We start from the raw sequence: 23,870 nt of genomic DNA on the forward strand, positions 1-23,870 counted from the left end.
GAATCTCCCTTGGACCGACCGGCAGGATCTCTGCCTACTCAGTGGTAGCAGTGCGGACGCCATCTTTGGAAGTGTTCATGCCAAGTCGAACGGATGAGCTTTTACCGTCGTCCTCATGACGCCGCGTCAGCCACCGCCCCGCTCAACGTCCACGGCCGCGCGAAGGTCACGAAACCCGGGTGCGTCGCATGCCCCCGTGCCGGATCATGGACGTCATGTCCGACACCCCCGAGTCCGCGCTGCCGATCCGGCTCAACGTCGACGACAGCGACTCACCGTCCGACGTCGTCGACGCGCTGTTCCTCGGCCGCTTCGCGACCGGCGAGCAGCCGCACTCGCACAGCACCTCCCTCGACCGGGTCAGGACGAACGCCACGCTGCTCCCCCCGGCCGCGAAGGTGCTGCGCTCCGCCCGCGACGACGACCGCAGCGCGACACTCGCCGAGGGCACGGGCTGGACCCTGCTCGTCTCGCGCTGGAACCGGGGCGCCGACGTCACGGTCACGGCGACCAGCCCCGAACTGGCCGAACAGATCCTCAAGGAGGCCACGGACGGCGCCGTCGACGAACCGGAACCGCAGCCGGACAACGTGACGATGGGCTTCTGGTACGTCTCGCCGCGCCGCGGCCCGTACCGCACGACCCGCCGGATCTCGGCCGGCGCCTGGGAGGAGGTCCGCCCCAACTACACCGCCCCGGTGGCCGAGGCGATGGACCGGCTGATGAAGGTCACCCCGGACGACATCGCCGGCCGCCTGCTCCTGCTGCACGGCCCGCCCGGCACCGGCAAGACCTCCGCCCTGCGCACCCTGGCCCGGTCCTGGCGGGACTGGTGCCAGGTGGACTGCGTCCTCGACCCCGAGCGCCTGTTCAACGACGTCGGATATCTGATGGACATCGCGATCGGCGAGGACGACGGCAACGCGAAGGGCCGCTGGCGGCTGCTGCTCCTGGAGGACTGCGACGAACTCATCCGCGGCGAGGCCCGCCACACGGCCGGCCAGGCCCTGTCCCGTCTGCTCAACCTCACGGACGGCCTGCTCGGCCAGGGCCGCAACGTCCTGGTCGGCGTGACCACCAACGAGGACCTGGAACGCCTCCACCCCGCCGTCGTCCGCCCCGGCCGCTGCCTCGCCCGCATCGAGGTGGGCCCCCTCACCCGCCAGGAGTCCCTGACCTGGCTCGGCACCGACGAGGACCTCCCCCGCGACGGCACGACCCTGGCCGAGCTCTACGCCCTGCGCCGCGGCACACGCCCCGCCTCGGTCCCGAAGCAGGACTCGGGGGCGGACGCGGGGCTGTATCTCTGAGGGACCACTCACCCAACGAGGTCGGAGGGGCGCCTATTTGACGCCCCACCAACCACGTCGGTGTCCCGCGTCACATCGGCGGTCACCGCGTCGCGGGCCCGGCGAGCCAATGGTCTACTCCATTCGAATCGGACCGGCTTCGGACGAGGAGAGCCCCGTGCTCCGGCTGATGCGGCAGCACCTGCTGTCCCACTGGGGCCGTTCGCCGGCCCTGCTCGTCGGGATTCTGGTGGCCGTCTCGTCACTCGTCGCCCTGTCGGCCACCACCGAGACCAAGGGGCAGGTCCACTGATTCCCCGGCGGGTCCGGGGCCACGCCCACGCCGGTCCTGGACCCGCCCTCACCTCAGCCCGTGTACACCGCCCGCACCGCGTCCTGGGCCAGTTCCAGGGCGCGGGCGCGGGAGAGGCCCAGGCGGTGGGCGTGTTGCGCGTAGTCGCGGGCCGCGGTGGCGGCGTTGCGGTCGGCGGTGTCCCCCGCGGCGGCGATGAACGTGCCGTTGCGGCCGCGGGTCTCGATGACGCCGTCCGCCTCCAGCGTGCGGTAGGCCTTGGCGACCGTGTTGGCGGCGAGGCCCAGTTCCTCGGCGAGGCCGCGTACCGTCGGGAGTTTGTAGCCGACCGGGAGCGCGCCGGAGCGGGCCTGTTCGGAAATCTGCGTGCGCAACTGCTCGTACGGGGCGGTGCCGGATTCCGGGTCCACAGCGATCTTCAGAGTCACGGGCCGATTGTCTCCTACCGGCGGAAAATGGGAGGCGGGCGGGCCGGGGGCATGGGTACGGTCCAGGCCATGACTGTCATCGTGCGCGACTTCCGGCCCGACGACGCCGAGGCCTGGGTACGGGTGCGGCGCGCGGTTCTCCCGTACATGATCACCACGCCGGAGCAGGTCGTCTCCGAGCTGGCCGGGTCCCCTCCCGGGCGGCGCTACCGGCTGCTGGTCGCGGAGGAGGACGGCGAGGTCATCGGGACGGCGCAGGCGGGTCTCGCCCACGAGAGCCCCGAGCCGGGGCAGGCGTTCTGCAGTCCGTACACCCATCCGGAGCGCACCGGCCGGGGCGCGGGTGCGCTGCTGCTGCGTACCGCCGAGGAGTATCTGGCCCTGGCCGGTGCGACCTCGGTCTACACCTGGGTGCTGGACACGCCCGGCAACCGGTCGTTCGCCGCGAAGCGCGGCTACACGCCGAGCCGGCCGGCGCACTTCCTCCATCTCGACCTGGCGAACGGCTCGCTGCCGCCCCGTCAGGAGCTGCCGCCCGGTGTCGAGCTGCGTACCGCCGCCGACTTCGCCGACGACCCGCGCCCGCTCTTCGAGGCGGACGCCGAGACCACCGCGGACGAGCCCAGCGACACGCCGGCCCAACCGGCGGACTACGAGGAATGGCTCGCCGAGATCTGGCGCGATCCGGGCCTCGACCACCGGCTCACCTCGGTCGTCGTGGCCGACGGCGAGGTGGCGGCCTTCAGCGCCGCGCGGACCGACGGCGCGAGCCGCTACTGGTCGGGGATGACCGGCACCCGGCGCGCCCACCGCAACCGCGGCCTCGCGAAACTCGCGAAGAACGACTCGCTGCACCGGGCGCGCGCCGCCGGGTACACCGACGCCTACACCGGCAACGACGCCGGGAACGGTCCGATGCTGGCGGTCAACCGCTGGTTCGGCTACGAGATCTGTGCCACGGAGGTACGCCATGTCCGCAGGTTCGGCTGACGCCGGTCTGACCATCGTCCTGGTCAAGGCCGGAAAGACCAAGATCAGGTATCCGGCCGCCCTGGTCGCCGACGACGGTGCCCGGGTGACCGTGCGGGCGCCCTGGGCCGCGCCGGGCACACGCGACTTCGGCTTCGTACGCTTCGAGCCGGGCGACGTCTTCACCGAGCACTACTGGCGCGACGCCTGGTTCGCGGTGAAGGAGGTCCGTACCGGCTCGGGCGAACTCAAGGGCTGGTACTGCGATGTGACCCGCCCGGCCGTGGTCCGGGACGGCGAGCTGGTCGTCGAGGACCTGGACCTCGACCTGTGGGTGTCGGCCGACCGCTCGCAGGTCCTGCGGCTGGACGAGGACGAGTTCGAGGCGAGCGGGCTGGCCGGGCACGACCCGGAGGCGGCGAAGGCCGCGGTGGCGGCGCTGGACGAGCTGGAACGGCTCGCGCGGACGGAGGAGGGGTTCGCCGCCCTGCTGGGCTGAGCCCGGCCCCTCCCCGGACCGCTCCCCCTCAGCGCACCACCAGCTCCACCTCGTACCCCGCCGCGTCCTCCAGATAGGCGGCCACGCATCCCTCGCCGCCCGCGTGCGGATGGCGGTCGGCGAAGAGCAGCCGCCAGCCGTGGTCCGGGGCTCGGGCCACCAGCGTGTCCAGGGTGGCCCGGTCCTCGACGTGGAAGGCCAGGTGGTTGAGGCCGGGACGCTTCCGCTCGTGCGCTCCGGCGGCCAGGGCGGGCGACTGCTCGACCACCACGTAACTGTCGCCGCGCCGCCAGCTGCGCCCGTGCGTCCACCGCTGGTACGGGACGTGGCCCAGCTCGCCCAGGAGCCACTCCCAGCCGGGCGTGGCCGCCGCCAGGTCGGGCACCCACAGCTCGATGTGGTGGAGCAGCCCGGTGCGGGTCCCGCCGGGCGGCAACGCAACGGCGCGGCGCTCCCCCTCCGGTTCGTACGCGATCGGGTCGCCGTCCTCGTGCCAGTGGATCAGGAAGCGCTCGCCCGCCCGGTAGCCGTCGAGCCCCGCGCGGCAGTAGGCGACCATGTCGTCCGGGAGGTCGTCCAGCGGGTACCAGAGCAGCTCGGAGCACTTGTCCGGCTCGCGGTTGTACGGGGGCCTGGTCCGGTCGTACGCCACTTCGAAGAACCACCCGGTCCGGGGGTTGCCGCCCGGGCCCCGGTGCTGCATGACCAGCGCCATGCGCAGCTCCTGCGGGTCGAGGTCGAGACCGATCTCCTCGGCCGTCTCCCGGATCAGCGCCTGCCGCACGTCCTCCCCGTCCTCCACGTGCCCGGACGGGGCGTGCAGCAGGCCGTCCGCGTATCCCGTGCCGGCCCGGCGGGCGAGCAGCACGTCGGAGCCGCGACGGAGGATCAGGTGCACGTCCACGACCTCGGTGTGCCGGTGCGGCCGGTGCGCGCGGGCCACCAGGGCGTAGCGCTCGTCGTCCACCTCCTTGCCCCACAAGTCGCGGTCGTCGGACAGCCGTTCGTGGTGGACGCGCTCGGTGAGCGGGGCGAGCAGCGTGGTGAGGTGCCCGGCGGAGAGACCGTCCCCGTTCCACACGCCTTCCACCAGCACCAGCCTGCCGCCCGGGCGCAGCAGCCCCGCCCAGTGGCGCAGGACGGCCGCCGGGTCGGGCAGCAGCCACACCACGTGCCGGGCGAGGATCACGTCGAATCTCCGGTCGCCGACGGGAGGCCGGGCCGCGTCCCCCACCAGCACCCCGGCCCCCGTACCGGCCAGCTTGGTCCGGGCGCGCTCCACCATGCGCGGGGAGCTGTCGACGGCGGTGAGCCGGTGGCCCTGGCCGGCCGCGAGCAGGGCCAGGCTCCCCGTACCGCAGCCCAGGTCGAGCACGTCACAGGGCTCTGCGGGCAGCCAGCTCTCCAGCCGCCGCGCCCAGGCGCGGCGGACCACCGGGCCGAGCAGTCCGTGGTCGGCCTCCTCGTCGAACGAGGCGGCGGCGGAATCCCAGTCGATCGTCGTCATGGTCCGATCGTGCCAGCCGCCACTGACATTGGTACTCGTAAGCGGCTTCGGGCGGTCGTGGCTCAGCCACTGACCGACAACGCCCGACGCCCACCGGGAGGGCCGGACTTAAGCGCTCGTGAGGCTCTCCTCAAGCCGAGCATAACGATCGCCGCCAGCCCCTTTTCCGGCCCGGTCCGGGCCCGGGCGGCGGCTAGCTTGCTGTTTCCCGGGGCCGTCCCCGTCACCTTGTGGACCACCGAAGGAGCACCGCCGCCATGGCCGTCATCACCCCTGCCCGCCGCAGGTTCGCCGCCCTCGTCCCGCTCGGCGCCCTGCCGCTCGCGCTGACCGCCCTGGCCGCGGCTCCGGCCTCGGCGCACGGCTCGCTGTCGGACCCGGTCAGCCGGGTCTCGGCCTGTTTCGCGGAGGGGCCCGAGCACCCGAAGTCCGCCGCGTGCGTGGCCGCCGTGGCGGCGGGCGGTACCCAGGCGCTGTACGACTGGAACGGGGTGAACATCGCCAACGCGGCCGGGAACCACCGGCAGTTGATCCCGGACGGGAAACTGTGCAGCGCGGGCAACGACAAGTTCAAGGGGCTCGACCTGCCGCGCGCCGACTGGCCGGCGACGAAGCTGGCGGCGGGCCGGCACACCTTCCGCTTCCGGGCGACCGCTCCGCACAAGGGCTCCTTCGCGCTCTACCTCACCACCGCCTCGTACGACCCGGCGAAGCCGCTGAAGTGGTCGGACCTGGAGGCGAAGCCGTTCGCCGGAGCCACCGACCCGCAGCTGGTGGACGGCTCGTACGTCTTCGACGGCACCGTGCCCGAGCGGGCGGGGCGGCAGCTGATCTACACCGTCTGGCAGCGCTCGGGCTCACCGGAGGCGTTCTACGCCTGCTCCGACGTGATCTTCGACGGCGCCGCCGAGGGCGGTACGGGCGGCAGCGGTTCGGTCGCCGCGGTGCCGCAGCCGTCCGCCTCCGCGCCGTCCGAGCGGGAGATCGAGAAGGGCGCGGCCAAGTCGTCCGTCGAGCACGGTGGCCATGGCGACGACGACGCGCGTACGGGCGCGAAGGTCACCGGGGCGGCGGGGAGCCCCGCCGCCCCGGCGGCCGACGCGCCCGAGCCGGACAGCGCCTCCACCGCCCCCAACGCGCCCGAGCCGGACAGCGCCTCCGCCACTCCCGCCGCGGCTGGGGCGAACCTCGCCGAGACGGGGAGCGGCGGCGGCACCGCGTATCTGACGATCGGCGGCGCGGGCGCACTCGCCGTGGGCGCGGCGGCCCTGTTCCTCGCGGTCCGCCGCCGGGCCGTCACCGCCGCCCGGCACGGACGCTGAGCGGCGGACGGGTCTGCCTCGGTCCCCCTAGCCGATGACCGAGGCGCAGGTGGTCGGGGTGGCGTGCGCCGGGTCCAGGGCGTTCGCCACCTCGTGGTAGGCGATCCGGTCGATCGTCCCGATCGCCACGTGCTCGGACAGGTCGACCGGGCACAGGTCCTGGAGCAGGACGTTGCGCACGTCCGGCCCGTCCAGGAACTGCGTACGGTACGGGGTCACGACCTCGTCGTACCGGGTCGCGATGACGGTGTAGTGCACTCCGGACACGGTGTCGGGCACGGAGTTGAGCTTGGTGATGAAGGGCGATCCGGCCACCTGGTCGGCGAGTCCGGGCGTGCCGGCGTTGAGCAGGTCACCGACGCCGGGGAAGTACGGCAGGAGCTTGGTCAGGCCGAGCAGGGTGGTGCCGTGGTTGTCGGGCGCGAGCCCGATCATGGCGTTCACCTTGGCCGCTCCGCCGAGGAACTTCAGGTAGTAGTTCGGCATCATGCCGCCCTGGGAGTGGCCGACGATGTCCGCCTTGGGCGCGCCGGTGGAGGCGAGCACCTTGTCGACGAAGGCGGAGAGCTGGCCGGCCGACTTGTCGATCGGGCCGAGGCCGTTGAAGAGCGGCACACCGGGGAGCTGCCCGTAGTCGAGGGAGTAGACGCAGTAGCCCCGGTTCACCAGGTAGGGGGCGAGGACGAGCCAGTTGTCGACCGAGTTCCCGAAGGTCCCGTGGACCAGGACGACGGGGCGGGGGTGGGCTGCGGAGGGCTTGCAGGAGTAGTCGTTCCAGCCGCGCGAGGTGGCGGCTGTCGCGGCGGTGGGGGTCGCCGCGGCGGCGGTGGCCGTGGGGGTGGCGACCGCGGCGACGGCGAGAAGCAGGGCGGCGAGCGTCCGGCGTGCGCGTGGGGAGCGCGGCGCACGGGTCCAGGGCAGCATCGTGGGGTCTCCTTGCGGCTCAAGGGAGTTGCAATGTCTGTGCACCCTGCGGCCCGGACCACAAGTACTACTAGCGTTCTGCGTGCTCATGCCAAATTACGCACGAGTAGGGTTTCCTGGGAAGTTACGCGTCGGTAAAAAGTGCGCGGGATCGGCCGGAGCCCCGCCCGGACCCCGGGCACGCTTCGTCTCATGGCCGGCCGCGAACCGCCCCCGGCCCCCGCGCACGCGGTCGGGCCGCGAGCCGTCCCGGCATGACCGCGTGCACGGGGGCCGGGGTCAGGCCGCGAGCCGTCCCGGCATCACGGCCCGCGGTCCGAACCTCTCCCGCAGCCGGTCCGCGACCGCCTCGATCCGCCGTGCCCGCTCGTCCACCGGGTCGAAGGTCAGCTGGTGGGCGGCCCGCCCGGCCTCGCCCAGCCCCTCGGCGCGCAGTCCGATCCCCCGCACCCGGGCCCGTTGCAGGGCGAACGAGTCGTGGATGCGGTACGCCAGCGCGGTGAGCTCCGCGGAGTGTGCGGTGGGCTCGCGCAGGGTACGGCTGCGGGTCAGCGTCGAATAGCCGGTGCGGTCGGCGTAGCGCACGGAGACCGCGAGCGAGCGGCACACCTGGCCCTCGCCGCGCATCCTCGCCCCCAGCTCCTCGGTGAGCGACATGAGTGCGCGGCGCTGCCGTTCCCGGTCCAGCTCGTCGCGCGGGAAGGTCCGTTCGGCGGCGACCGAGCGGGCGGCGGCGTTCGGCACGACCGCGGTGCGGTCGATGCCGCGCGCCCGTTCCCACAGGTCGCGCCCGGTCCGCGCCCCGGTGATCCGTTGCAGGGTGGCGAGCGGGGCGGCCGCGATCCGGCCGACGGAGTCGAGCCCGTATCCGCACAGGGTGCGGGCCGTCGCCGTCCCGACGCCGTCCAGCGCGGCGGCCGGCCGGTCCGCGAGGAAGGCGGCGGCCCCACCGGCGGGCACCACGAAGCTCGTCCCGGGCGCGGCCTGCCGCAGCGCCATCCGGGCCAGCATCGGGTTCTGGGCAGCCCCGATCGCGCAGTCCACCCCGTGCAGGGCCAGTGCGCGGACCCGGATCACGGAGGCGAGGCCCTTCGCGTCCCGCCCGAAGTAGCGCAGCGCGCCCCGCACATCGACGAGCGCGCCGTCGGGCGGCGCCGCCTCGACGACCGGGGTGAACGACCCGAGCAGGGCGAGCAGTCCCGCGTACCCGGCGGCGTCCGGGGGCCCGCCGCCGAGTCGCCGGAACCGCAGACAGAGGATGCCGGGCTGCTCACCGGCCAGGAGCACCCCGGATTCCGCACCGGCCCCACGCACCTCGGACAGCTCGTCGGCCGCAAGCGCCTCGGGCATCTCACCGGCCCCGCGTATCCCGGACAGCTCGTCGTCCCCACGCATCTCGGACACATCGTCAGCCGCAAGCGCCTCGGGCGCCTCAGGCGCCTCACCGGCCCCGCGTACCTCGTCACCCCCACGCAGCTCGTTCATCCCGCACTCCCCGGGCTCTGGTGCCACAGCTTCCTTCCGGTGGGCAGCCCTTCGCCGGGCGGCCGGAGGTCGGCCCACGGGTTCATCTCGTAGCCGGTGGGCATCCGGATGCGGCGTCCGTCGTCACCGGCCGGCGCCGGGTCCTCCTCGGGGTCGGGGTCGGGCACCTGCGCCAGCCGGGCCGCGACCGCGTCGAGCCCGCCGGTACGCCGCAGCTCGGCCAGTTCCGCGAGGTTCCAGGCGGCCGCGCCGACCACGCTCAGGCTCCGCGCCCCGCGCCGCTGCACCACCCCGCGCACCAGCAGCAGCCAGGAGTGGAAGACGGTGTGCGCGCAGGCGGCGTGGCTGTCGTCGAAGAAGGCCAGGTCGACCAGGCCCGTACCGTCGTCCAGAGTCGTGAAGACGACCCGGCGGCCGGAGCGGATGGGCGGGGTCTGGGTCGCCGCCTTGGCGCCCGCGACCAGCACGGTCTCCCCGTGCCGCGCCTCGCGCAGTTGCTTGGCCGAGACCGCGCCGAGCTCCTTGAGGAAGGCGTGGTGATCGGTCATCAGGTGGCGCGAGACGTCCATGCTCAGCACGCCCAGCTCGGCGCTGAGCCGTTCCGCCTCGTTGAGGTCGGGCAGGCCGACGGGCGCGGTGCGGTGGCCGCCGCCGAGCGGGAGCTGCGCACCGGCGGAACCCGCGCCCCGCTGGGCGCGGTGCAGTTCGGACAGGTGCAGCAGCAGGTCGCGGCGGTTGGCCCCGAACGCGTCCAGCGCGCCGACCTGGGCCAGCCGTTCGGCGGCCGGCTTTCCCGGACGGGCCCGCTGCCAGAAGTCCAGCAGCGAGCTGTAGGGCTGTCCGGCCTCGATCCGGGCGACCTCGGCCGCGCTGATCCCGTGGACGTCCGAGAGCGCCAGCCGCAGCCCCCAGCGCTCCCCCGCCCCACCCTCGCCGGACACCAGTTCGATTCGATGAGTGACTGCCGACCGGTTGACGTCCAGCGGCAGCACCGGCACCCCGCGCCGCCGCGCGTCGGCGAGCAGCAGCCGCTTGGGGTACATCCCCGGGTCGTGGGTGAGCAGGCCGGCGTAGAAGGCCGCCGGGTGGTGCGTCTTCAGCCAGGCCGACTGGTACGTGGGCACCGCGAAGGCCACCGCGTGCGCCTTGCAGAAGCCGTAGCTGCCGAACGCCTCGATGATCTCCCAGGCGCGGGCGATCACCTCAGCGCCGTACTTCCGTGCCGCCGCGTGCTGGGCGAACCAGAGCCTGATCCGGGCCTGCGACTCGGGGTCGGAGAGCCCGCGCCTGACCCGGTCGGCCTCGTCGCGGCCGCAGCCGGTCATGATGTCGACGATCTCGATGATCTGCTCGTGGAAGACGACCACGCCGTACGTCTCGCGCAGCGGCCCCTCCAGGTCGGGATGCGGGTAGCGGACCGGCGCGCGGCCGTGCCGGGCCTCGATGAACGGGCGGACCATGTCGGCGGAGACGGGGCCCGGCCGGAACAGCGATATGTCGACCACCAGGTCGTGGAAGCTCTCCGGCTGGAGCCTGCCGACCAGGTCGCGCTGGCCGGGCGACTCGATCTGGAAGCAGCCCAGCGTCTCGGCCGTCCTGATCAGCCGGTACGTCTGCGGGTCGGCCGGCTCCACGGCGTCCAGGTCCACCTCGCGGCCCGAGGCCCGCTTCACCTCGGCGACCGCGTGCGCCATCGCCGACTGCATCCGTACGCCCAGCACGTCGAGCTTGAGCAGCCCGAGGTGCTCCACGTCGTCCTTGTCGAACTGCGCCATCGGGAAGCTCTCACCGCTGGTGGGCATGACGGGGGTGCGGCGCAGCAGCGAGGCGTCCGAGAGGAGGACCCCGCACGGGTGCATGGCGACGCCGCGCGGCAGGGCGTCCAGCGCCTCCACCAGTTCCCACAGCCGGCCGTACTTCTCCTTCGTCCTGGCCACCTCGCGCAGTTCGGGCAGTTCCTCCATGGCCGCGCGGGCGTCACGGGCCCGGATGTGCGGGAACGCCTTGGCGAGCCGGTCGGTCTCGGCCGGGTTCATGGAGAGCGCGGCGCCGACGTCGCGGATGGCGTGACGGACCCGGTAGGTCTCGGGCATGGCGACGGTGGCGACCCGCTCGGCGCCGAAGCGGTCGATGATCGCGCGGTAGACGTCGAGGCGGCGGGCCGACTCGACGTCGATGTCGATGTCGGGCAGCACGAAGCGGCGCTTGGACAGGAAGCGCTCCATCAGCAGCCCGTGCTCGACCGGGTCGGCGTGGGCGATGCCCAGGAGGTGGTTGACCAGCGAACCGGCCCCGGAGCCACGGGCGGCCACCCGTACCTTCATCTCCCTTACGTCGTCCACCACTTGGGCGACGGTCAGGAAGTACGAGGCGAAGCCGTGGTGGGCGATGATGTCCAGCTCGTGGTGCATCCGGTCCCAGTAGTCCCGCCTGCGGTCGTAGCCGTGCAGGACCATGCCGGCGGCGGCGCGGGAGGCCAGCACCCGCTGGGCGGTGCGCCGGCCGGCGCCGACGAGGCGCGGTTCGGGGAAGCGGACGGAGCCGAGGCCGATGTCACCCCCCGGGTCGACGACGCAGGCCTCGGCGGTGTGCCGGGTCTCCGCGAGCAGCCGCGCCCCGGCGTCCGGGCCCAGTCCGGCGGCGGCGGTGATCCGCTCGGCGTGCTCCGCCATCGCGCGGGCGTCCTTGAGCCAGCGCTCACCGCTGTCGAGCGGGGCGCGGCGCGGGTCGACGGGGACGAGCCTGCGGGCGGAGTCGAGCACGTCGGCGACCGGGCCCTGCCCCGCGTCGGCGTACCGGACGGCGTTGGTCAGCACGGCCCGTACCCCCTGCTCGGCGGCGAGGCCGACGGTACGGGCGGCGAGCCGCAGCGAGCCGGGACCGGTGCCGGCCCGGCCGTGGTGGACGGCTTCGAGCCGCAGGTCGTCGCCGTACAGCTCCCGCCAGGGGGCGAGGAGGGCGGCGGCCAGGTCGGGGCGGCCCGCCGACAGCGCCCTGCCCACGTCGGAGGCGGGGCCGAGCAGCACGGTGAGCCCTTCGGCGGGCAGCGCGAGCCGTTCGACCAGGGGGCGGCCTCCTTCGGGGACGGCGGCGTGGGCGGCGGTGACCAGACGGCACAGCTCGGCCCAGCCCTGGGCGCCGTCGCGGGCGAGGAAGGTGACCCGGGGTGCGGATTCATCGACAAAGGCACCCCCGCGGGCCGGGGTCCGGGGCCGGTGCGTACGGCTGTCGCCCGTCCCGCGCGCGCCGGGGCCCACCGCGAGGTCCACCCCGAACAGCGGGCGCACCCCTTCCCGCTCGCAGGCCCGGGCGAACCGGACCGCGCCCGCCAGGGTGTCGCGGTCGGTCAGCGCGAGGGCGTCCATCCCCCGCTCGGCGGCGCGCTCCGCCAGCCGCTCCGGGTGCGAGGCCCCGTACCGCAGGGAGAACCCGGAGACGGTATGCAGATGCGTGAACCCTGGCACCTGCACCTCCTGAGCCGATCCGTACGCGCTACCCACCCCCTCGTCCCCACCATAAACCAAATTTCGAACACTCGTACGATACTCGGTGCGCGGGCACTCTCCCTTCCACCGTTCGGCCCCGCCCCGACTGCGCGGGCGGTGGACACCCCGGACCGTAGGGGCATGACTTTCGCTGACGAGGTGAAGAGAGCCGTCACCCCCCGGGCCGCACTGCTGGTCATCGGGGTGCTGGCGCTCCAGCTGCTGTTCATCGCGTCCTACATCGGAGCGCTCCACAGCCCGAAGCCGAAGGACGTCCCCTTCGGCGTCGTCGCACCCCAGCAGATGTCCGCCCGCCTCGTCACCGAACTGAACGGCCTCCCCGGCGGCCCGCTCGACCCCCGCCCGGTCGCCGACGCCGCCACCGCCCGCCGGCAGATCCTCGACCGCGAGATCGACGGCGCCCTGATCGTCGACCCCAGGGGCACCGAGGACACCGTGCTTGTCGCCTCCGGCGGGGGCACCGTCCTGGCCAACTCCCTGACGAAGCTCATCAAGGAGACCGAGCTCAGCCAGAAGCGCACCGCGCGCGCCACGGACGTGGCCCCGGCCTCGCGCCAGGACTTCGACGGGCTGTCCTCGTTCTACCTGGCCGTGGGCTGGTGCGTCGGCGGCTACCTCTGCGCCTCGATCCTCGCGATCAGTGCGGGCAGCCGCCCCGCCAACCGTCAGCGCGCACTCATCCGGACCGGGGTCATGGCCCTGTACTCGATCGCGGGCGGCATCGGCGGCGCGATCATCATCGGCCCGATCCTCGACGCCCTGCCCGGAAGTTTCTGGGGGATGTCGGGCCTGGGCGCGCTGACCGTCTTCGCGGTCGGCATGATCACGCTCGCCCTGGAAGCGCTCACCGGCATCGTCGGCATCGGCCTGGCCGTACTGATCGTCGTCATCGCGGGCAACCCGAGCGCGGGCGGCGCCTTCCCGCTCCCCATGCTCCCGGACTTCTGGCGCGCGATCGGCCCCGCCCTGCCCCCGGGCGCCTCGACCTGGACGGCGCGCTCGATCGCGTACTTCCGGGGCAACGCCGTGACCGGCCCCCTGCTGGTGCTGTCCGCGTGGGCGGTGGTGGGCACGATCGGCACCATGCTCCTGGCCCTGCGCAAGAAGCCGGACGCGGCGGACACCCGGGCCCCGGGGGCGGGGACGGGGACGCCCTCGGGGACGCCGGCGGGCGGCGCCGGGTCGAGCCTGGCGTAGCAGTAGCGGGCACGGCCCTCGCGGTACCGATCACGGCCACGTCCCGCCGGCCGGAGCAGCGGCACCCCTCGCCCTGCTGCCCACCGCCTCCGCCTCGCCTCACCCGCTCCCCGCCCTCTCCCCCCGCACGTACATGGCCCCCGGCCGGAGCCGGGGGCCATGCGTCACCGTACGGAACGAACGGTCAGCCGATCTGCGCGCCGAACGCCGCCAGCGCCTCCGGCACCGGCTGGAAGAACGTCTCGCCGCCCGACGAGCAGTCGCCGCTGCCGCCCGAGGTGAGGCCGATCGCCGTGTCGCCGGCGAAGAGCGAGCCGCCGCTGTCGCCGGGCTCGGCGCAGACCGTCGTCTGGATGAGCCCGTTGACGATGTCGCCGTTGCCGTAGTTGACGGTGGCGTCCAGGCCCGTCACCTTGCCGTCGTGCACCTGGGTGGTGGAGCCGCTGCGGGTCACCGTCATCCCGACGGTGGCCTCGCCCGCCTTGGTGATGGGCTGGGTGGAGCCGTTGTAGAGGTCGACCTCGCTGGGGTGGGCCGTGCCCGAGGTGTACTTCACCAGGCCGAAGTCGTTGCCCGGGAACTCCGAACCGGCGTTCGTGCCGATCTCGGCGCCGCTCTGGGAGTCCGACCAGCTGGAGATCGCCTCGGTGCAGTGCCCGGCGGTCAGGAAGTACGGCTCGCCGCCCTTGACCACGTTGAAGCCGAGCGAGCAGCGCCCGCCGTTGCCCCAGATCGCGTCGCCGCCGGCGATGAACGGCTTGAACTCCCCGGCCGACTTCTTGAGTTCGGCCTTTCCGCCCAGCGAATCGACCACCGCGCCGAGCTTCTTCAGGTCGGCGCCCTTGACCGTGCGGTCGGCGGTGACGACGACCTTGTTGCCGACCGGGTCCACGGCCCACGAGGTGCCGGGGATCGACGCCTCGCCGGCCAGGGCCTGCCGGGCGGACGTCAGGTCGGCGAGCGAGTTCTTCACGATTCTGGCCGTGCCGCCCGCCTGCCGCACCCGTTCGGCGGCGGCCTCGTCGACCACGTTCATCACGAGGTGCTTGCTGCCGGCGTCGTAGTACGCGCCGGCCGCGCCGGTGCCCAGTTCCTTGCCCAGACCCGTGGCGAGCTTCCCGGCCGCGTCCGCGCTCAGTGTCCGCGCGGTGAACTGCGGGACCTGGTCACTGGCGTTCGCGCTCTGGAACGTCACGCCCGCCGCGACCAGGCCGACGACCGCCGAACCGGCCAGCACTGCGCGCTTCCTGGATATGCGTCGATGCTTCAACTTCGACCTCCTGTGGGGGCCGCGCACGGATGATGTGGGGTCGTCCGTACGCGGAGGATGAAGCGCCCACTATGGTCACCGCCCGGATGGGCACACAAGGACGAGTCCTGGACGCACACACGACAACACCGGTTCGGTCGCGCGGTGTTCACTTACCGGTACCGGGCTTCCCGCTCACCGGCCGGCCCGGACACGACGAAGCCGGCCCCCGGGCGTGATGCCCGGGGGCCGGCCAGTGCCGAACCACCGTCCGTACCTGCCGTCCGTACCCGCCGGCCCGCCCGTACGCGACGGGCCGACGGGTCCGGTCAGGCCGTCAGTACAGGCTGATGCCGTACGCGCTGAGCGCGCTCAGCGCGTTGGTGACCGGCTGGAAGAACGTCGTGCCGCCCGAGCTGCAGTTGCCGCTGCCGCCCGAGGTCAGACCGATCGCCTTGGAGCCGGAGTAGAGCGGACCGCCCGAGTCGCCGGGCTCGGCGCACACGTTGGTCTTGATCATGCCGTAGACGACGTCGCCGCCGCCGTAGTTGACCGTGGCGTTGAGCGCGGAGACGGTGCCGCTGTGGATGCCGGTCGTGGAGCCCCGGCGGGTGACGGACATCCCGACCGTGGCGTTGGCCGCGCCGGTGATGTCGACGCTGCCCACGGTGCCCTCGTGGGAGACGGCGGAGTTGTCGTAGCGCACCAGTCCGTAGTCGTTGCCCGGGAAGCTGGAGACGACCGTCGGGCCGATGTAAGTGGTGTTCGAGGAGTTGGTGTACCAGGGGGGCTTGCCGTCGGTGCAGTGACCGGCGGTCAGGAAGTAGTACGTGCTGCCGCTGCGGACGTTGAACCCGAGGGAGCAGCGCCAGCCGGGTGCGTAGATGGCGTCACCGCCCGAGAGCAGCTTGCTGAACTTGCCGGGGGTGTGCTCGATGCGCAGGGCTCCCGCGTTGCCGCCCGCGGAGTCCTTGATCTGCTGGATCTCCGCCGCGGAGACCGTGCTGTCGACGGTGACCACGAGCTTGCCGGTCGCCGGGTCGACGTTCCAGGCGGTGCCGGCGACGTCGGCGCCGAGGACGGCGTCACTGGCGGCGGCGAGCTGGTTGGCGCTGTACGTTCCGTTGGAACTGGCCTGGGCGGTGGGGACGGCCAGGGCGGCGACGGCCACAAGGCCCGCCGCGATGGCGATGGCCCTGCTGCGTCTCGCGATACCGCTGAGGGGGGTGGTGCGCTTGATCCTCACTGTCATTCCTCCCGAGGGGAATCGGGGGTCCGCCTGTGGGGTGGCCGGACCCGTGAGGCGCAGTCATGCGCACGGCCATCCGTCCGCATTCCGGATATGCCGTGCCCCTGACAAGCGCTGCTCGGGAGTATTCAAGGCGTCAACTTCGCGCGCAAGGGCGCCTTTTGGCCTGCGTCCGGCCCTGGGGCCTGTTTCGAGAGTCCCGCCTGCCGGGCGACGACACCCGGCACGGGACGGCCCCCGCGGACGGAACCCCGCGGGGGCCGGGCGAAGGCGCTGCCTCAGCCGTCGATCCGGTGGCGCTCCCCCGCATCGACGGCGACCGGGAGGGTGTTGCCGGGCGGCGGGAAGGGGCAGATGAAGTGGTCCGCGAAGGCGCACGGCGGCAGCAGCGCGCGGTTGAAGTCGACGGTCACCGAGCCGTCGTCGGCCGGCGCGGCGGGCCGCAGGAACCGGAAGCGGTAGCTGCTGTTCCCACTGGTGGCGTCGGCGAAGACCGCCCAGAGCGAGCCGTCGGGCTCGACGGCGACCTGGAGCGTGTGCCCGGCCCCGTCCACCTCGAAGGCGATCTCCCCGGCGAGCCCGAGCCCGCGCTCGACACCGTCGGCGTTCTCGACCCGGACGGTGCGGGAGTCCGCGTACGGCCGGAAGGTGCCCGGCAACGCCCAGCGGGCGTCGTACGGGGTCGCCCCGATCGCCCGGAACGCGCGCCGCGCCGCGGAGTCCGGGTCGAAGACCCGCACCGCCCACAGGCCCTCGCGGCTCAGCACGACCAGCCTGCGGCCCTCGTGCTCGACCCGGGACGCGTCGATCGGGCCGCGGTCGGCGCCGAGCCGGACCCGGCCGGTGAAGGGCTTCCCGTCCACGGTCAGCGCGTCCTCGGGCGCGGCTTCGAGCACCGGGGCGCCGTCCTCCTCCCGCCACCGGCCCGGGACGGCCGGAATTCGCCCCTCCGGGTGGTCCGCGAGCCAGTGGGTGCCGGTGAGGGAGAGCGGCCCGTACGGCGCCGAGACCGTGGCGGTCCGCTCCTCGTGCCAGCGCTCCCAGTCCCGCGCTGCCTGCTGCTGTGTTTGGGTGCTCATGGATCAACCCTTCCACACCGGTTCGGCGATACCGAGGTGCGACCGCAATGTGGAACCGCTGTACGCCCGGCGGAAGGCCCCCCGTTCCTGGAGGAGCGGGACGACCCGGTCGACACCAGCCCGCCCGGCCGCGGCTGACCCGGTCCAGGGTGGCCACGGCCGACGACACGTGGAACGGCTCGGTGTGGGTGGTGGTGACCGTCGGCACGAGCCCGATGCGGCGGGTGGCGGGGGCCACCCGGGCGAGGAAGGCGAGCGCGCCGGACGGCATCGTTGTCTTCCGGGGGCCATGCATTCGCAGCAGTGGCTGGTCAAGCGCTCCCACATCGACTTCGGTCGCGTGTGGTCCTGTTCCTGTTGAGCCGACGCCCCGCTTCCCGCGCCTTCCCACTCGCGCCCCTACCTGCGCCGAGCCCTTCCCGCGCACTCTCGCGCACACAGCACAGCAGCACCCTTCCCTCGTCCCGCCCCGCTCCGCCACCCCGCGGAACCGCACGTACGGGTGACGCCGTATCAGCAGTCGCACCCGCAGTCGCAGCCGTCGCAGCAGCTACAGCAATCGCAGCAGTTGCTGCACGCATCGCAGCCGTCGCAGCAGTCCCCGCAGTCGCACTGGCTGCACAGCCCCTCGCGCCGCTGACGCGTCCAGGGGTCGTCGAAGGTGCCGCAGCACATCTGGCAGGTGCAGGCGAGCCCGGCCCACACCAGGCAGCCCATGACGAGCCCGCGCCGGTCGCGCGGGGGCTCGGGCGGCGGCTGCGGCGGGCCGAAGGGAGCGCCCGGTCCGGAGGGGGCGTACGGATTGCCCGGCGGCGGCCCGAACGACCCCGTGGGCCGCGTTTCTGACGGCTCGCCGGACGCGGTCAGCAGCCCGCCGGCCTGGTGCGAACAGACGTCCGTGGCGAAGGCGCGGTCCACCGAGCGGCGCAGTTCGTGCGCCAGCAGCACATGCGCCAGCCTGCCGTCGGTGAACTCCGCGTCGCGCAGCGCCAGCCGCACGCCCCGCAGCGCGTCGTCGCACAGCCGGCGGGCCTCGGCGCGCGAGGTGCCGGTCGCGGTGAGCGGGTTCCAGGCACCCGACGCGGCGTCAGCTTCCTGGTCCTCCACGGCGTCCAGCAGATGCGCGAGGCGCCCGAAGAGGCGCCCGGCCTCGGCTAGCGGCTCGGCGTTCTGCGGCTTGCCCGCGAGTACGGCGGTGTGCGCGAAGGCCGCCGCCGTGGCCGTCTCGGTGGGCTCGGTGACCGTCATCAGCGGGGTGCCGGGGCCGGCCAGCAGCTCGATGCCGGTCTGCCGGTCGACGGCGTCGACGAGGACCGCGGTGTCGAAGCCGAGCTGCGCGCCGGTGCGCGCCCCGGCCCGGTCCCAGCCCGCCGCCACCCGGCGCGCCGCCGCGGCCACCGGGCGGCGCGCCAACAGGCCGTCCCGGTCGGCGACGTGGTCGCGCACCTTCGCCGACGCGAGCACCAGCGAGACGGCGGCCGCCAGCCGGGCGCCCTCGCCGCGCGCGACCGGCGCGGTGCGCATGGACCGCAGGGGGCAGGGCCCGGCCGTGCGGCGCAGCGCGGGGGTGCGTTCGGCCTGAGCCTCCGTCAGGACCGAGACGATCAGGCCGTCGTAGTTCGTGACAATCCGGGCGAACTGCCCGTGGTCGGAGCGGAGCGCCAGACAGAGCCCGCAGAGGTGGGCCATCCACTCGGCCTTGAGCCCCTCGGAGAGGCGATGGGTACAGGGCCTGACGATTCCGAACACGGCCATCCCCCGGGAGTCGTTCACGTGTGCGCCGCACTGGGGCGCGGATGCGACGTGCATCGTATCGAGCGACCCGTTCACCCGTACGTCCCCCATGTCACCCGTACGGACCGGAGCATCATATTTTCTTTCTTCAGGGCCCTTTACCGGGAGGAACCCTGACGAATCGCCACATCACATGCACCAGTACCGTCACGAATGCCCTGCGCGCCGCCTATCCCCTTGGCACACGATCCGCATCATGGACGACCATAGGGATACGAAAGAGATGCGGAACACCAAGGAACCGCGGTGAGAGGAGGCGTCCATGGGATCGGTGCGCAAGGCGAGTGCCTGGCTGGGCCTCGTAGAGGACAACGACGAGCGGTACTACGACGACGACGAGTATGCCGAGGGTGCACGGACCGGGACCGGCCATGCCTGGGTGACCGATCCCCGGGTGCGGGTGGCCTCCGAGACGGCCGAGGAGACGGGCCGCCGGATCGCCACCGTGACCCCGGACAGCTTCCGGGACGCCCGCAGCATCGGCGAGCTCTTCCGGGACGGCGTCCCGGTGATCATGAACCTCACGTCCATGGACTCCGCCGACGCCAAGCGCGTGGTGGACTTCGCCGCAGGGCTGATCTTCGGACTGCGCGGGTCGATCGACCGCGTCGCCACCCGGGTCTTCCTGCTGACCCCCGCCGACACACAGGTGCTGAACGGCGAAGCCGTCGGCCGGCCGGCCGACGGCTTCTTCAACCAGAGCTGACCGTCCTGCGGGCGCTCATCGGAACGCGTCCAGACCGGTGAGCGCCTTCCCCAGGACCAGCTGGTGCATCTCCACGGTCCCCTCGTAGGTGAGCACCGACTCCAGGTTCGTCGCGTGCCGCATCACCGGATACTCAAGCGAGATCCCGTTGGCACCGAGGATCGTGCGCGAGGTGCGGCAGATCTCGATGGCCTCCCGCACATTGTTCAGCTTCCCGAAACTGACCTGCTCCGGGCGGAGCCGGCCCGCGTCCATCCGCCGGCCCAGATGGTGGGCGAGCAGGATGCCCTTGTGCAGCTCGACGGCCATGTCGGCGAGCTTGGCCTGGGTGAGCTGGAAGCCGCCGATCGGCTTCCCGAACTGTTCGCGGGTCCGCGCGTAGTCGACGGCCGCCTCGAAGCTCGACCGGGCCGCGCCCATGGCGCCCCAGACGATGCCGTAGCGGGCGTGGCTGAGACAGCTGAGCGGTCCGCGCAGCCCGGTGACGCCGGGCAGTACGGCGTCGGCGGGCAGCCGCACCTCGTCCAGGATCAGTTCGCTGGTGACCGAGGCGCGCAGGGACCACTTGTGCCGGATCTCGGGCGCGGAGAAACCGGGCGCGTCCGTCGGCACCACGAAGCCGCGGATGCCGCTGCCGGCCGGGCCCTCGCCGGTCTGCGCCCAGACGACCGCGACACCGGCGACCGAGCCGTTGGTGATCCACATCTTGCGGCCGCTGAGCACCCAGTCCTCGCCGTCGCGCTTGGCGTACGTGCGCATGGCGGCCGGGTCCGAGCCGTGGTCCGGCTCGGTGAGGCCGAAGCAGCCGATGGTCTCGCCCGCCGCCATACCGGGCAGCCACCGCTGCTTCTGCTCCTCGGAGCCGAAGCGGTGGATCGCGTACATGGCGAGGGAGCCCTGTACGGAGACGAGTGAGCGGATGCCCGAGTCGGCCGCTTCGAGCTCCAGGCAGGCCAGCCCGTACTGGACGGCGGTGGCGCCCGCGCAGCCGTAGCCCTGGAGCGACATGCCGAGCGCGCCGAGCGAGCCGAGTTCGCGGGCCAGCTCGCGGATGCCGGGCAGCTCGCCGTTCTCGTACCACTCGGCGATGTGCGGCAGGACCCGGTCGGCGGCCCAGGTGCGGACGGTGTCGCGGATCGCGAGGTCCTCGGGGCTCAGCAGGTCGTCGACGCCGATCGGGTCGCGGGGGTCGAAGGGCGGGAGTTTCGAGGTGGGGGCGGTGGACATGAGGGTGTGCCTCCGGCGGCTCGCACGGTACCGATGTCGGTGGAAAGCTCGAAAACTAGCAGCGTTAGTTACGACGCGGTGCCGACGTTACGACTCGGTGTGCCGCGCGTCCAGAGCCCGCCGCCCCGGCCGGTCGGCGCCGGGCGGGCAGCCGCAGCGGCACCCCGGGCGCCTCCTCGGCACCGCGGACGGGCGCCGCGCCCTCGGCGGCCGGCGCGTCGAGGCGTTCCACGGACTCCCGGGGTTCGCACAGCTTGGGCGCGCACTCCATGGCCCGGGGCAGCTTCAGCGCGGCGAGCGCCCCGAGCAGCAGCAGACCCGCGCTGACCAGCAGCGTGATGTGCAGCCCGTCGATGAAGGCGTCCCGGGCGGTGGCGCGCAGGACGGCGCCGAGGGGGCCGCCCAGGTGCGCGGCCTCCTGGTAGGCCTCGCCGAGCGAGTGGGAGGCGGCGGCGCCGGCCGACGCGGGGACGCCGGCGGCCGGGAGGCTCGCGAGGCCGGGGGTGTACGCGGCGTTCATCACGCTGCCGAGCAGGGCTATCCCCATGCCGGCGCCCAGCTGGTAGGAGGTCTCCCCTATCGCGGCGGCCCCGCCGGCCCGGTCGGCGGGGGCCTCACTGAGCATCGACTCGTACGCCCCGAAGAGCGTGGACTGGAGGCCGAAGCCGAGGGCGACGAAGGCGGCGGTCAGCAGGGCGGGGCGGTCGTGCCGGCCCATCGCGGTCAGCGTCAGCACCGAGGCCGCCGTCACGACGAAGCCCCAGCCGACCATCCGGCGCGGCCCGATCCGGCGCAGGGTGTGGGAGCCGGTGGCGCCCGCGGCCATCGCGGCGAAGGTGAGCGGCAGCAGCCTGAGGCCGGTCTCCAGGGGACTGAGGCCCAGGACGAGTTGGAGGTACTGGACGGCGACGAGTTCGAGGCCGACCAGGGCCAGCATGGCGAGGACGATGCAGCCCACCGCGGTCGAGAAGGCGGGCCTGGTGAACATGCCGATGTCGATCAGCGGATGGGTGCGCCGTCTCTGGCGGCGGACGAAGGCGACGAGCAGCGCGGCACCCAGCAGCAGCGGCACCAGGGTGGCGGGGCCGGTCAGGCCCTCGCCGGTGCCGGCCCGCTTCACGCCCAGGACCACGCCGAGCACCCCGGCGGCGGCCATCAGCGCGCCGAGCACGTCCCAGGGTCCGTCGTCACTGCCCCGGGACTCGGGGAGCAGCAGCCGGCCGACCGGCAGGATCAGGGCCATCAGCGGGATGTTGATCAGGAAGACCGAGCCCCACCAGAAGTGCTCGACGAGGAAGCCGCCGACGACGGGCCCGGTGGCCGCGCCGACCGCCGCGACCGCGGACCACACACCGATCGCGACGGCCCGTTCGCGCCGGTCGGGGAAGACCTGCCGCAGGATCGAGAGGGTCGCGGGCATGATCATCGCCCCGCCGACGCCCAGCAGGGCGCGGGCCGCGATGAGCACGCCCGCGGTGTCGGCCAGGGCGGCGACGGCGGAGGCGACACCGAAGAGGGCGTAGCCGAGCAACAGGACGCGCCGGCGTCCGACCCGGTCGCCGAGGGTGCCGAAGAGGATCAGCAGGGAGGCGCAGACCAGCGGGTAGGCGTCCACGATCCACAGCAGGCCGGCGGCGCTGGGCCGCAGGTCCTCGGTGACGGCGGGGACGGCGACGTGCAGCACCGTCGCGTCGAGCGCGACGAGCAGCAGGCTGAGACAGAGGACGACCAGGACGACCCATCGGTTGGCACCGTCGGCGGCTGCGCGCAGGCGGATTCGGGCTGTGGGCGTCCCGGACATGCATCTACCTCCCAAATGGTCCCTCGCGCTCGGCGGGCCCACCCGGGTGCGGCGGCCGCTGTCCCTGGGGGCCCGGCGTCGACGGGCGAGTGATCCGTCAGCGTACGCGAGTTCGACAGGGCCATACGTGGTCCATCTCATACCGCATGACCGTGCGAAGTGTGGCGTACGCCACTGCGGATCTCCCTGCCCGGCCTGCCCCCGGGGCACCGCCGCGACCTGCGAAGACCCGTCCGGGCCGCACCGACGACACCGGGAGACCTCCTGCCCGAAGCCGTACGGTAACCGGACTGACACCGTCCGTTCCGTTCCGCCACGCCCCGAGAAACGCACTTCGGCGCCCCGCGAATTCTTCCGCCGTGTCACCGAATTCCGTTGCCGAACGCGCATCGCATAAAGTCCGGAAAAGAATTCGAGAGTTATTCAGACACCCTGAAGAATCCCGCCGACTGAGACATAGTCCACATCACATCGTCATCACAAAGCGCCCGGATCGACCGGCGCGCCCACTCACTCGCTGTAACGTCGATTGGGTGCGTACCGACATCTTCGCCCGGCTGGACCGGGAGCCGGAACCGCCGAAGATAGAGACACCGCGGATGAGCCGTCACCGCATCGCTCTCTTCGGCGGGACGTTGGCGTTCTATCTGGCCATCGTCATTGCCGTGCTCATGTCGTCCTGGCTGGTGACCCTGGACTGGAAGGTCATGCTCTTCCGGCCCTACCAGCAGTGGCCCGAAATCCACGCCGCCCTCGACTACTACGTGGTCCTCGGGCAGCGCGGGCCCACGGCGGTCATGGTCGCCTGCTGGCTCGGCTGGCGCTCCTGGCGGCAGCACACCCTGCGCCCGCTGCTGACGCTGGGCGCCTCGCTGCTGCTGCTCAACCTGACGGTGGGCGCGGTCAAGATCGGCCTCGGCCGGCTCGGCCCGCACTACGCGACCAGGATCGGCTCGGCCGAGCTCTTCGCCGGCGGCGATATATTTCCCTCCGGCCACACCGCCAACGCCGTGGTGACCTGGGGAATCCTGGCCTACCTGGCCGCCACCCCGAGGGCCAGACGCTATCTGTCGGCCATGTCCGCGATCGTCTCGCTCGGGGTGGGCCTGACGACGGTGTACCTCGGTACGCACTGGCTCAGCGACGTGCTCCTCGGCTGGGCCGCGGGGCTGCTCATCCTGCTGGGGCTGCCCTGGGTGGAGCCGCTGATCACCCGCGCCGAGGACTGGATCTTCGCGGCCCGCGCCCGGCTGGGCGCGCCCGGCAGCCGCACCGTCCCGTCGGCGCCCGCCGCCGACACCCCGCTGCCCGTGGCGGCCGGACAGC

General features: G+C 73.0%; 19 protein-coding genes and 1 pseudogene. 8 read left to right on the forward strand and 12 right to left on the reverse strand.

The genetic code is table 11. The features are described 5' to 3' along the window. Nucleotides 1–215: 215 nt before the first annotated feature. Together E6P78_RS15285 and E6P78_RS33880 are read left to right on the forward strand one after the other, a co-directional pair. Nucleotides 216–1,310 carry a DUF5925 domain-containing protein gene (locus E6P78_RS15285; protein WP_136204119.1) on the forward strand — a complete coding sequence of 365 codons (1,095 nt, stop codon included), beginning with the start codon at nucleotides 216–218 and terminating at the stop codon, nucleotides 1,308–1,310. A 157-nt stretch (nucleotides 1,311–1,467) separates the two neighbouring features. Then, nucleotides 1,468–1,602 carry a hypothetical protein gene (locus E6P78_RS33880; protein WP_276607223.1) on the forward strand — a complete coding sequence of 45 codons (135 nt, stop codon included), beginning with the start codon at nucleotides 1,468–1,470 and terminating at the stop codon, nucleotides 1,600–1,602. 53 nt (nucleotides 1,603–1,655) lie between these two features. Here E6P78_RS33880 and E6P78_RS15290 read toward each other — a convergent pair whose 3' ends face one another. Continuing rightward, on the reverse strand, nucleotides 1,656–2,030 hold the full coding sequence (locus E6P78_RS15290; protein WP_136204120.1) for a GntR family transcriptional regulator: 375 nt from the start codon (nucleotides 2,028–2,030) through the stop codon (nucleotides 1,656–1,658). Nucleotides 2,031–2,099: 69 nt separating this feature from the next. Here E6P78_RS15290 and E6P78_RS15295 point away from each other — a divergent pair, with 69 nt between their 5' ends. After that, the gene (locus tag E6P78_RS15295; protein ID WP_136204121.1) at nucleotides 2,100–3,020 is read left to right on the forward strand and encodes a GNAT family N-acetyltransferase; all 921 of its coding nucleotides are present in this window, start codon (nucleotides 2,100–2,102) and stop codon (nucleotides 3,018–3,020) included. Next, entirely contained in the window at nucleotides 3,001–3,498 is a 498-nt protein-coding gene (locus tag E6P78_RS15300) for a DUF402 domain-containing protein (RefSeq protein WP_136204122.1), read from the forward strand. The genes E6P78_RS15295 and E6P78_RS15300 overlap by 20 nt, the downstream gene beginning before the upstream one ends. Nucleotides 3,499–3,526: 28 nt before the next feature. On the opposite strand, the gene E6P78_RS15305 is transcribed toward E6P78_RS15300, so the two are convergent. Further along, nucleotides 3,527–5,005: a trifunctional class I SAM-dependent methyltransferase/NUDIX hydrolase/VOC family protein gene (locus E6P78_RS15305; RefSeq protein WP_136204123.1), complete on the reverse strand. Its 1,479-nt coding sequence runs from the start codon at nucleotides 5,003–5,005 to the stop codon at nucleotides 3,527–3,529. Nucleotides 5,006–5,262: 257 nt separating this feature from the next. On the opposite strand from E6P78_RS15305, the gene E6P78_RS15310 reads away from it, so the two are divergent. Continuing rightward, on the forward strand, nucleotides 5,263–6,327 hold the full coding sequence (locus tag E6P78_RS15310) for a lytic polysaccharide monooxygenase (protein ID WP_136204124.1): 1,065 nt from the start codon (nucleotides 5,263–5,265) through the stop codon (nucleotides 6,325–6,327). 27 nt (nucleotides 6,328–6,354) lie between these two features. Here the strand turns inward: E6P78_RS15310 and E6P78_RS15315 are convergent, their stop codons facing one another. The 3 genes from E6P78_RS15315 to E6P78_RS15325 form a co-directional block, all read right to left on the reverse strand. Then, nucleotides 6,355–7,251 (reverse strand): alpha/beta fold hydrolase, encoded by an 897-nt coding sequence (locus E6P78_RS15315; RefSeq protein WP_136204125.1) that lies wholly within the window; start codon nucleotides 7,249–7,251, stop codon nucleotides 6,355–6,357. 279 nt (nucleotides 7,252–7,530) lie between these two features. Next, nucleotides 7,531–8,532, reverse strand: coding sequence for a hypothetical protein (locus tag E6P78_RS15320; protein WP_136204148.1), 1,002 nt, complete (start codon nucleotides 8,530–8,532; stop codon nucleotides 7,531–7,533). A 200-nt stretch (nucleotides 8,533–8,732) separates the two neighbouring features. Beyond that, nucleotides 8,733–12,200, reverse strand: coding sequence for a DNA polymerase III subunit alpha (locus E6P78_RS15325; protein WP_136204126.1), 3,468 nt, complete (start codon nucleotides 12,198–12,200; stop codon nucleotides 8,733–8,735). Between the two features lie 162 nt (nucleotides 12,201–12,362). On the opposite strand from E6P78_RS15325, the gene E6P78_RS15330 reads away from it, so the two are divergent. Next, on the forward strand, nucleotides 12,363–13,439 hold the full coding sequence (locus E6P78_RS15330; RefSeq protein WP_136204127.1) for a DUF3533 domain-containing protein: 1,077 nt from the start codon (nucleotides 12,363–12,365) through the stop codon (nucleotides 13,437–13,439). Between the two features lie 184 nt (nucleotides 13,440–13,623). On the opposite strand, the gene E6P78_RS15335 is transcribed toward E6P78_RS15330, so the two are convergent. The 5 genes and pseudogenes from E6P78_RS15335 to E6P78_RS15355 all read right to left on the reverse strand — a co-directional run bounded on the left by E6P78_RS15335 (nucleotide 13,624) and on the right by E6P78_RS15355 (nucleotide 18,765). After that, nucleotides 13,624–14,709 (reverse strand): S1 family peptidase, encoded by a 1,086-nt coding sequence (locus tag E6P78_RS15335; RefSeq protein WP_136204128.1) that lies wholly within the window; start codon nucleotides 14,707–14,709, stop codon nucleotides 13,624–13,626. A gap of 316 nt (nucleotides 14,710–15,025) precedes the next feature. Continuing rightward, nucleotides 15,026–15,934 carry a S1 family peptidase gene (locus E6P78_RS15340; protein ID WP_136204129.1) on the reverse strand — a complete coding sequence of 303 codons (909 nt, stop codon included), beginning with the start codon at nucleotides 15,932–15,934 and terminating at the stop codon, nucleotides 15,026–15,028. Nucleotides 15,935–16,215: 281 nt separating this feature from the next. Beyond that, nucleotides 16,216–17,016, reverse strand: coding sequence for a DUF1684 domain-containing protein (locus E6P78_RS15345; RefSeq protein ID WP_136204130.1), 801 nt, complete (start codon nucleotides 17,014–17,016; stop codon nucleotides 16,216–16,218). Between the two features lie 115 nt (nucleotides 17,017–17,131). Beyond that, a pseudogene (locus tag E6P78_RS15350) lies at nucleotides 17,132–17,311 on the reverse strand (LLM class flavin-dependent oxidoreductase); the annotation flags it as partial. A gap of 218 nt (nucleotides 17,312–17,529) precedes the next feature. Further along, nucleotides 17,530–18,765, reverse strand: a complete 1,236-nt coding sequence (locus tag E6P78_RS15355; RefSeq protein WP_206307816.1) for a DUF5685 family protein — start codon at nucleotides 18,763–18,765, stop codon at nucleotides 17,530–17,532. A 307-nt stretch (nucleotides 18,766–19,072) separates the two neighbouring features. Here E6P78_RS15355 and sepF point away from each other — a divergent pair, with 307 nt between their 5' ends. Then, entirely contained in the window at nucleotides 19,073–19,516 is a 444-nt protein-coding gene (gene sepF / locus E6P78_RS15360) for a cell division protein SepF (RefSeq protein ID WP_136204131.1), read from the forward strand. Nucleotides 19,517–19,531: 15 nt separating this feature from the next. Here sepF and E6P78_RS15365 read toward each other — a convergent pair whose 3' ends face one another. Together E6P78_RS15365 and E6P78_RS15370 are read right to left on the reverse strand one after the other, a co-directional pair. Continuing rightward, on the reverse strand, nucleotides 19,532–20,743 hold the full coding sequence (locus E6P78_RS15365; RefSeq protein ID WP_136204132.1) for an acyl-CoA dehydrogenase family protein: 1,212 nt from the start codon (nucleotides 20,741–20,743) through the stop codon (nucleotides 19,532–19,534). A gap of 64 nt (nucleotides 20,744–20,807) precedes the next feature. After that, nucleotides 20,808–22,544, reverse strand: a complete 1,737-nt coding sequence (locus E6P78_RS15370) for an MFS transporter (RefSeq protein WP_136204133.1) — start codon at nucleotides 22,542–22,544, stop codon at nucleotides 20,808–20,810. A 533-nt stretch (nucleotides 22,545–23,077) separates the two neighbouring features. Here E6P78_RS15370 and E6P78_RS15375 point away from each other — a divergent pair. Beyond that, on the forward strand, nucleotides 23,078–23,870 hold a 793-nt coding region (locus E6P78_RS15375), incomplete at its 3' end, for a phosphatase PAP2 family protein (protein ID WP_136204134.1).

Origin of the sequence: Streptomyces sp. A0958 (assembly GCF_004795035.1) — a bacterium.
GTDB lineage: Bacteria > Actinomycetota > Actinomycetes > Streptomycetales > Streptomycetaceae > Streptomyces.

Coding starts and splice junctions, on each gene's coding strand:
- E6P78_RS15285 (WP_136204119.1), top strand. CDS start 216: ATGTCCGACACCCCCGAGTCCGCGCTGCCGATCCGGCTCAACGTCGAC.
- E6P78_RS15295 (WP_136204121.1), top strand. CDS start 2,100: ATGACTGTCATCGTGCGCGACTTCCGGCCCGACGACGCCGAGGCCTGG.
- E6P78_RS15300 (WP_136204122.1), top strand. CDS start 3,001: ATGTCCGCAGGTTCGGCTGACGCCGGTCTGACCATCGTCCTGGTCAAG.
- E6P78_RS15305 (WP_136204123.1), bottom strand. CDS start 5,005: ATGACGACGATCGACTGGGATTCCGCCGCCGCCTCGTTCGACGAGGAG.
- E6P78_RS15310 (WP_136204124.1), top strand. CDS start 5,263: ATGGCCGTCATCACCCCTGCCCGCCGCAGGTTCGCCGCCCTCGTCCCG.
- E6P78_RS15315 (WP_136204125.1), bottom strand. CDS start 7,251: ATGCTGCCCTGGACCCGTGCGCCGCGCTCCCCACGCGCACGCCGGACG.
- E6P78_RS15330 (WP_136204127.1), top strand. CDS start 12,363: ATGACTTTCGCTGACGAGGTGAAGAGAGCCGTCACCCCCCGGGCCGCA.
- E6P78_RS15345 (WP_136204130.1), bottom strand. CDS start 17,016: ATGAGCACCCAAACACAGCAGCAGGCAGCGCGGGACTGGGAGCGCTGG.
- sepF (WP_136204131.1), top strand. CDS start 19,073: ATGGGATCGGTGCGCAAGGCGAGTGCCTGGCTGGGCCTCGTAGAGGAC.
- E6P78_RS15365 (WP_136204132.1), bottom strand. CDS start 20,743: ATGTCCACCGCCCCCACCTCGAAACTCCCGCCCTTCGACCCCCGCGAC.
- E6P78_RS15370 (WP_136204133.1), bottom strand. CDS start 22,544: ATGTCCGGGACGCCCACAGCCCGAATCCGCCTGCGCGCAGCCGCCGAC.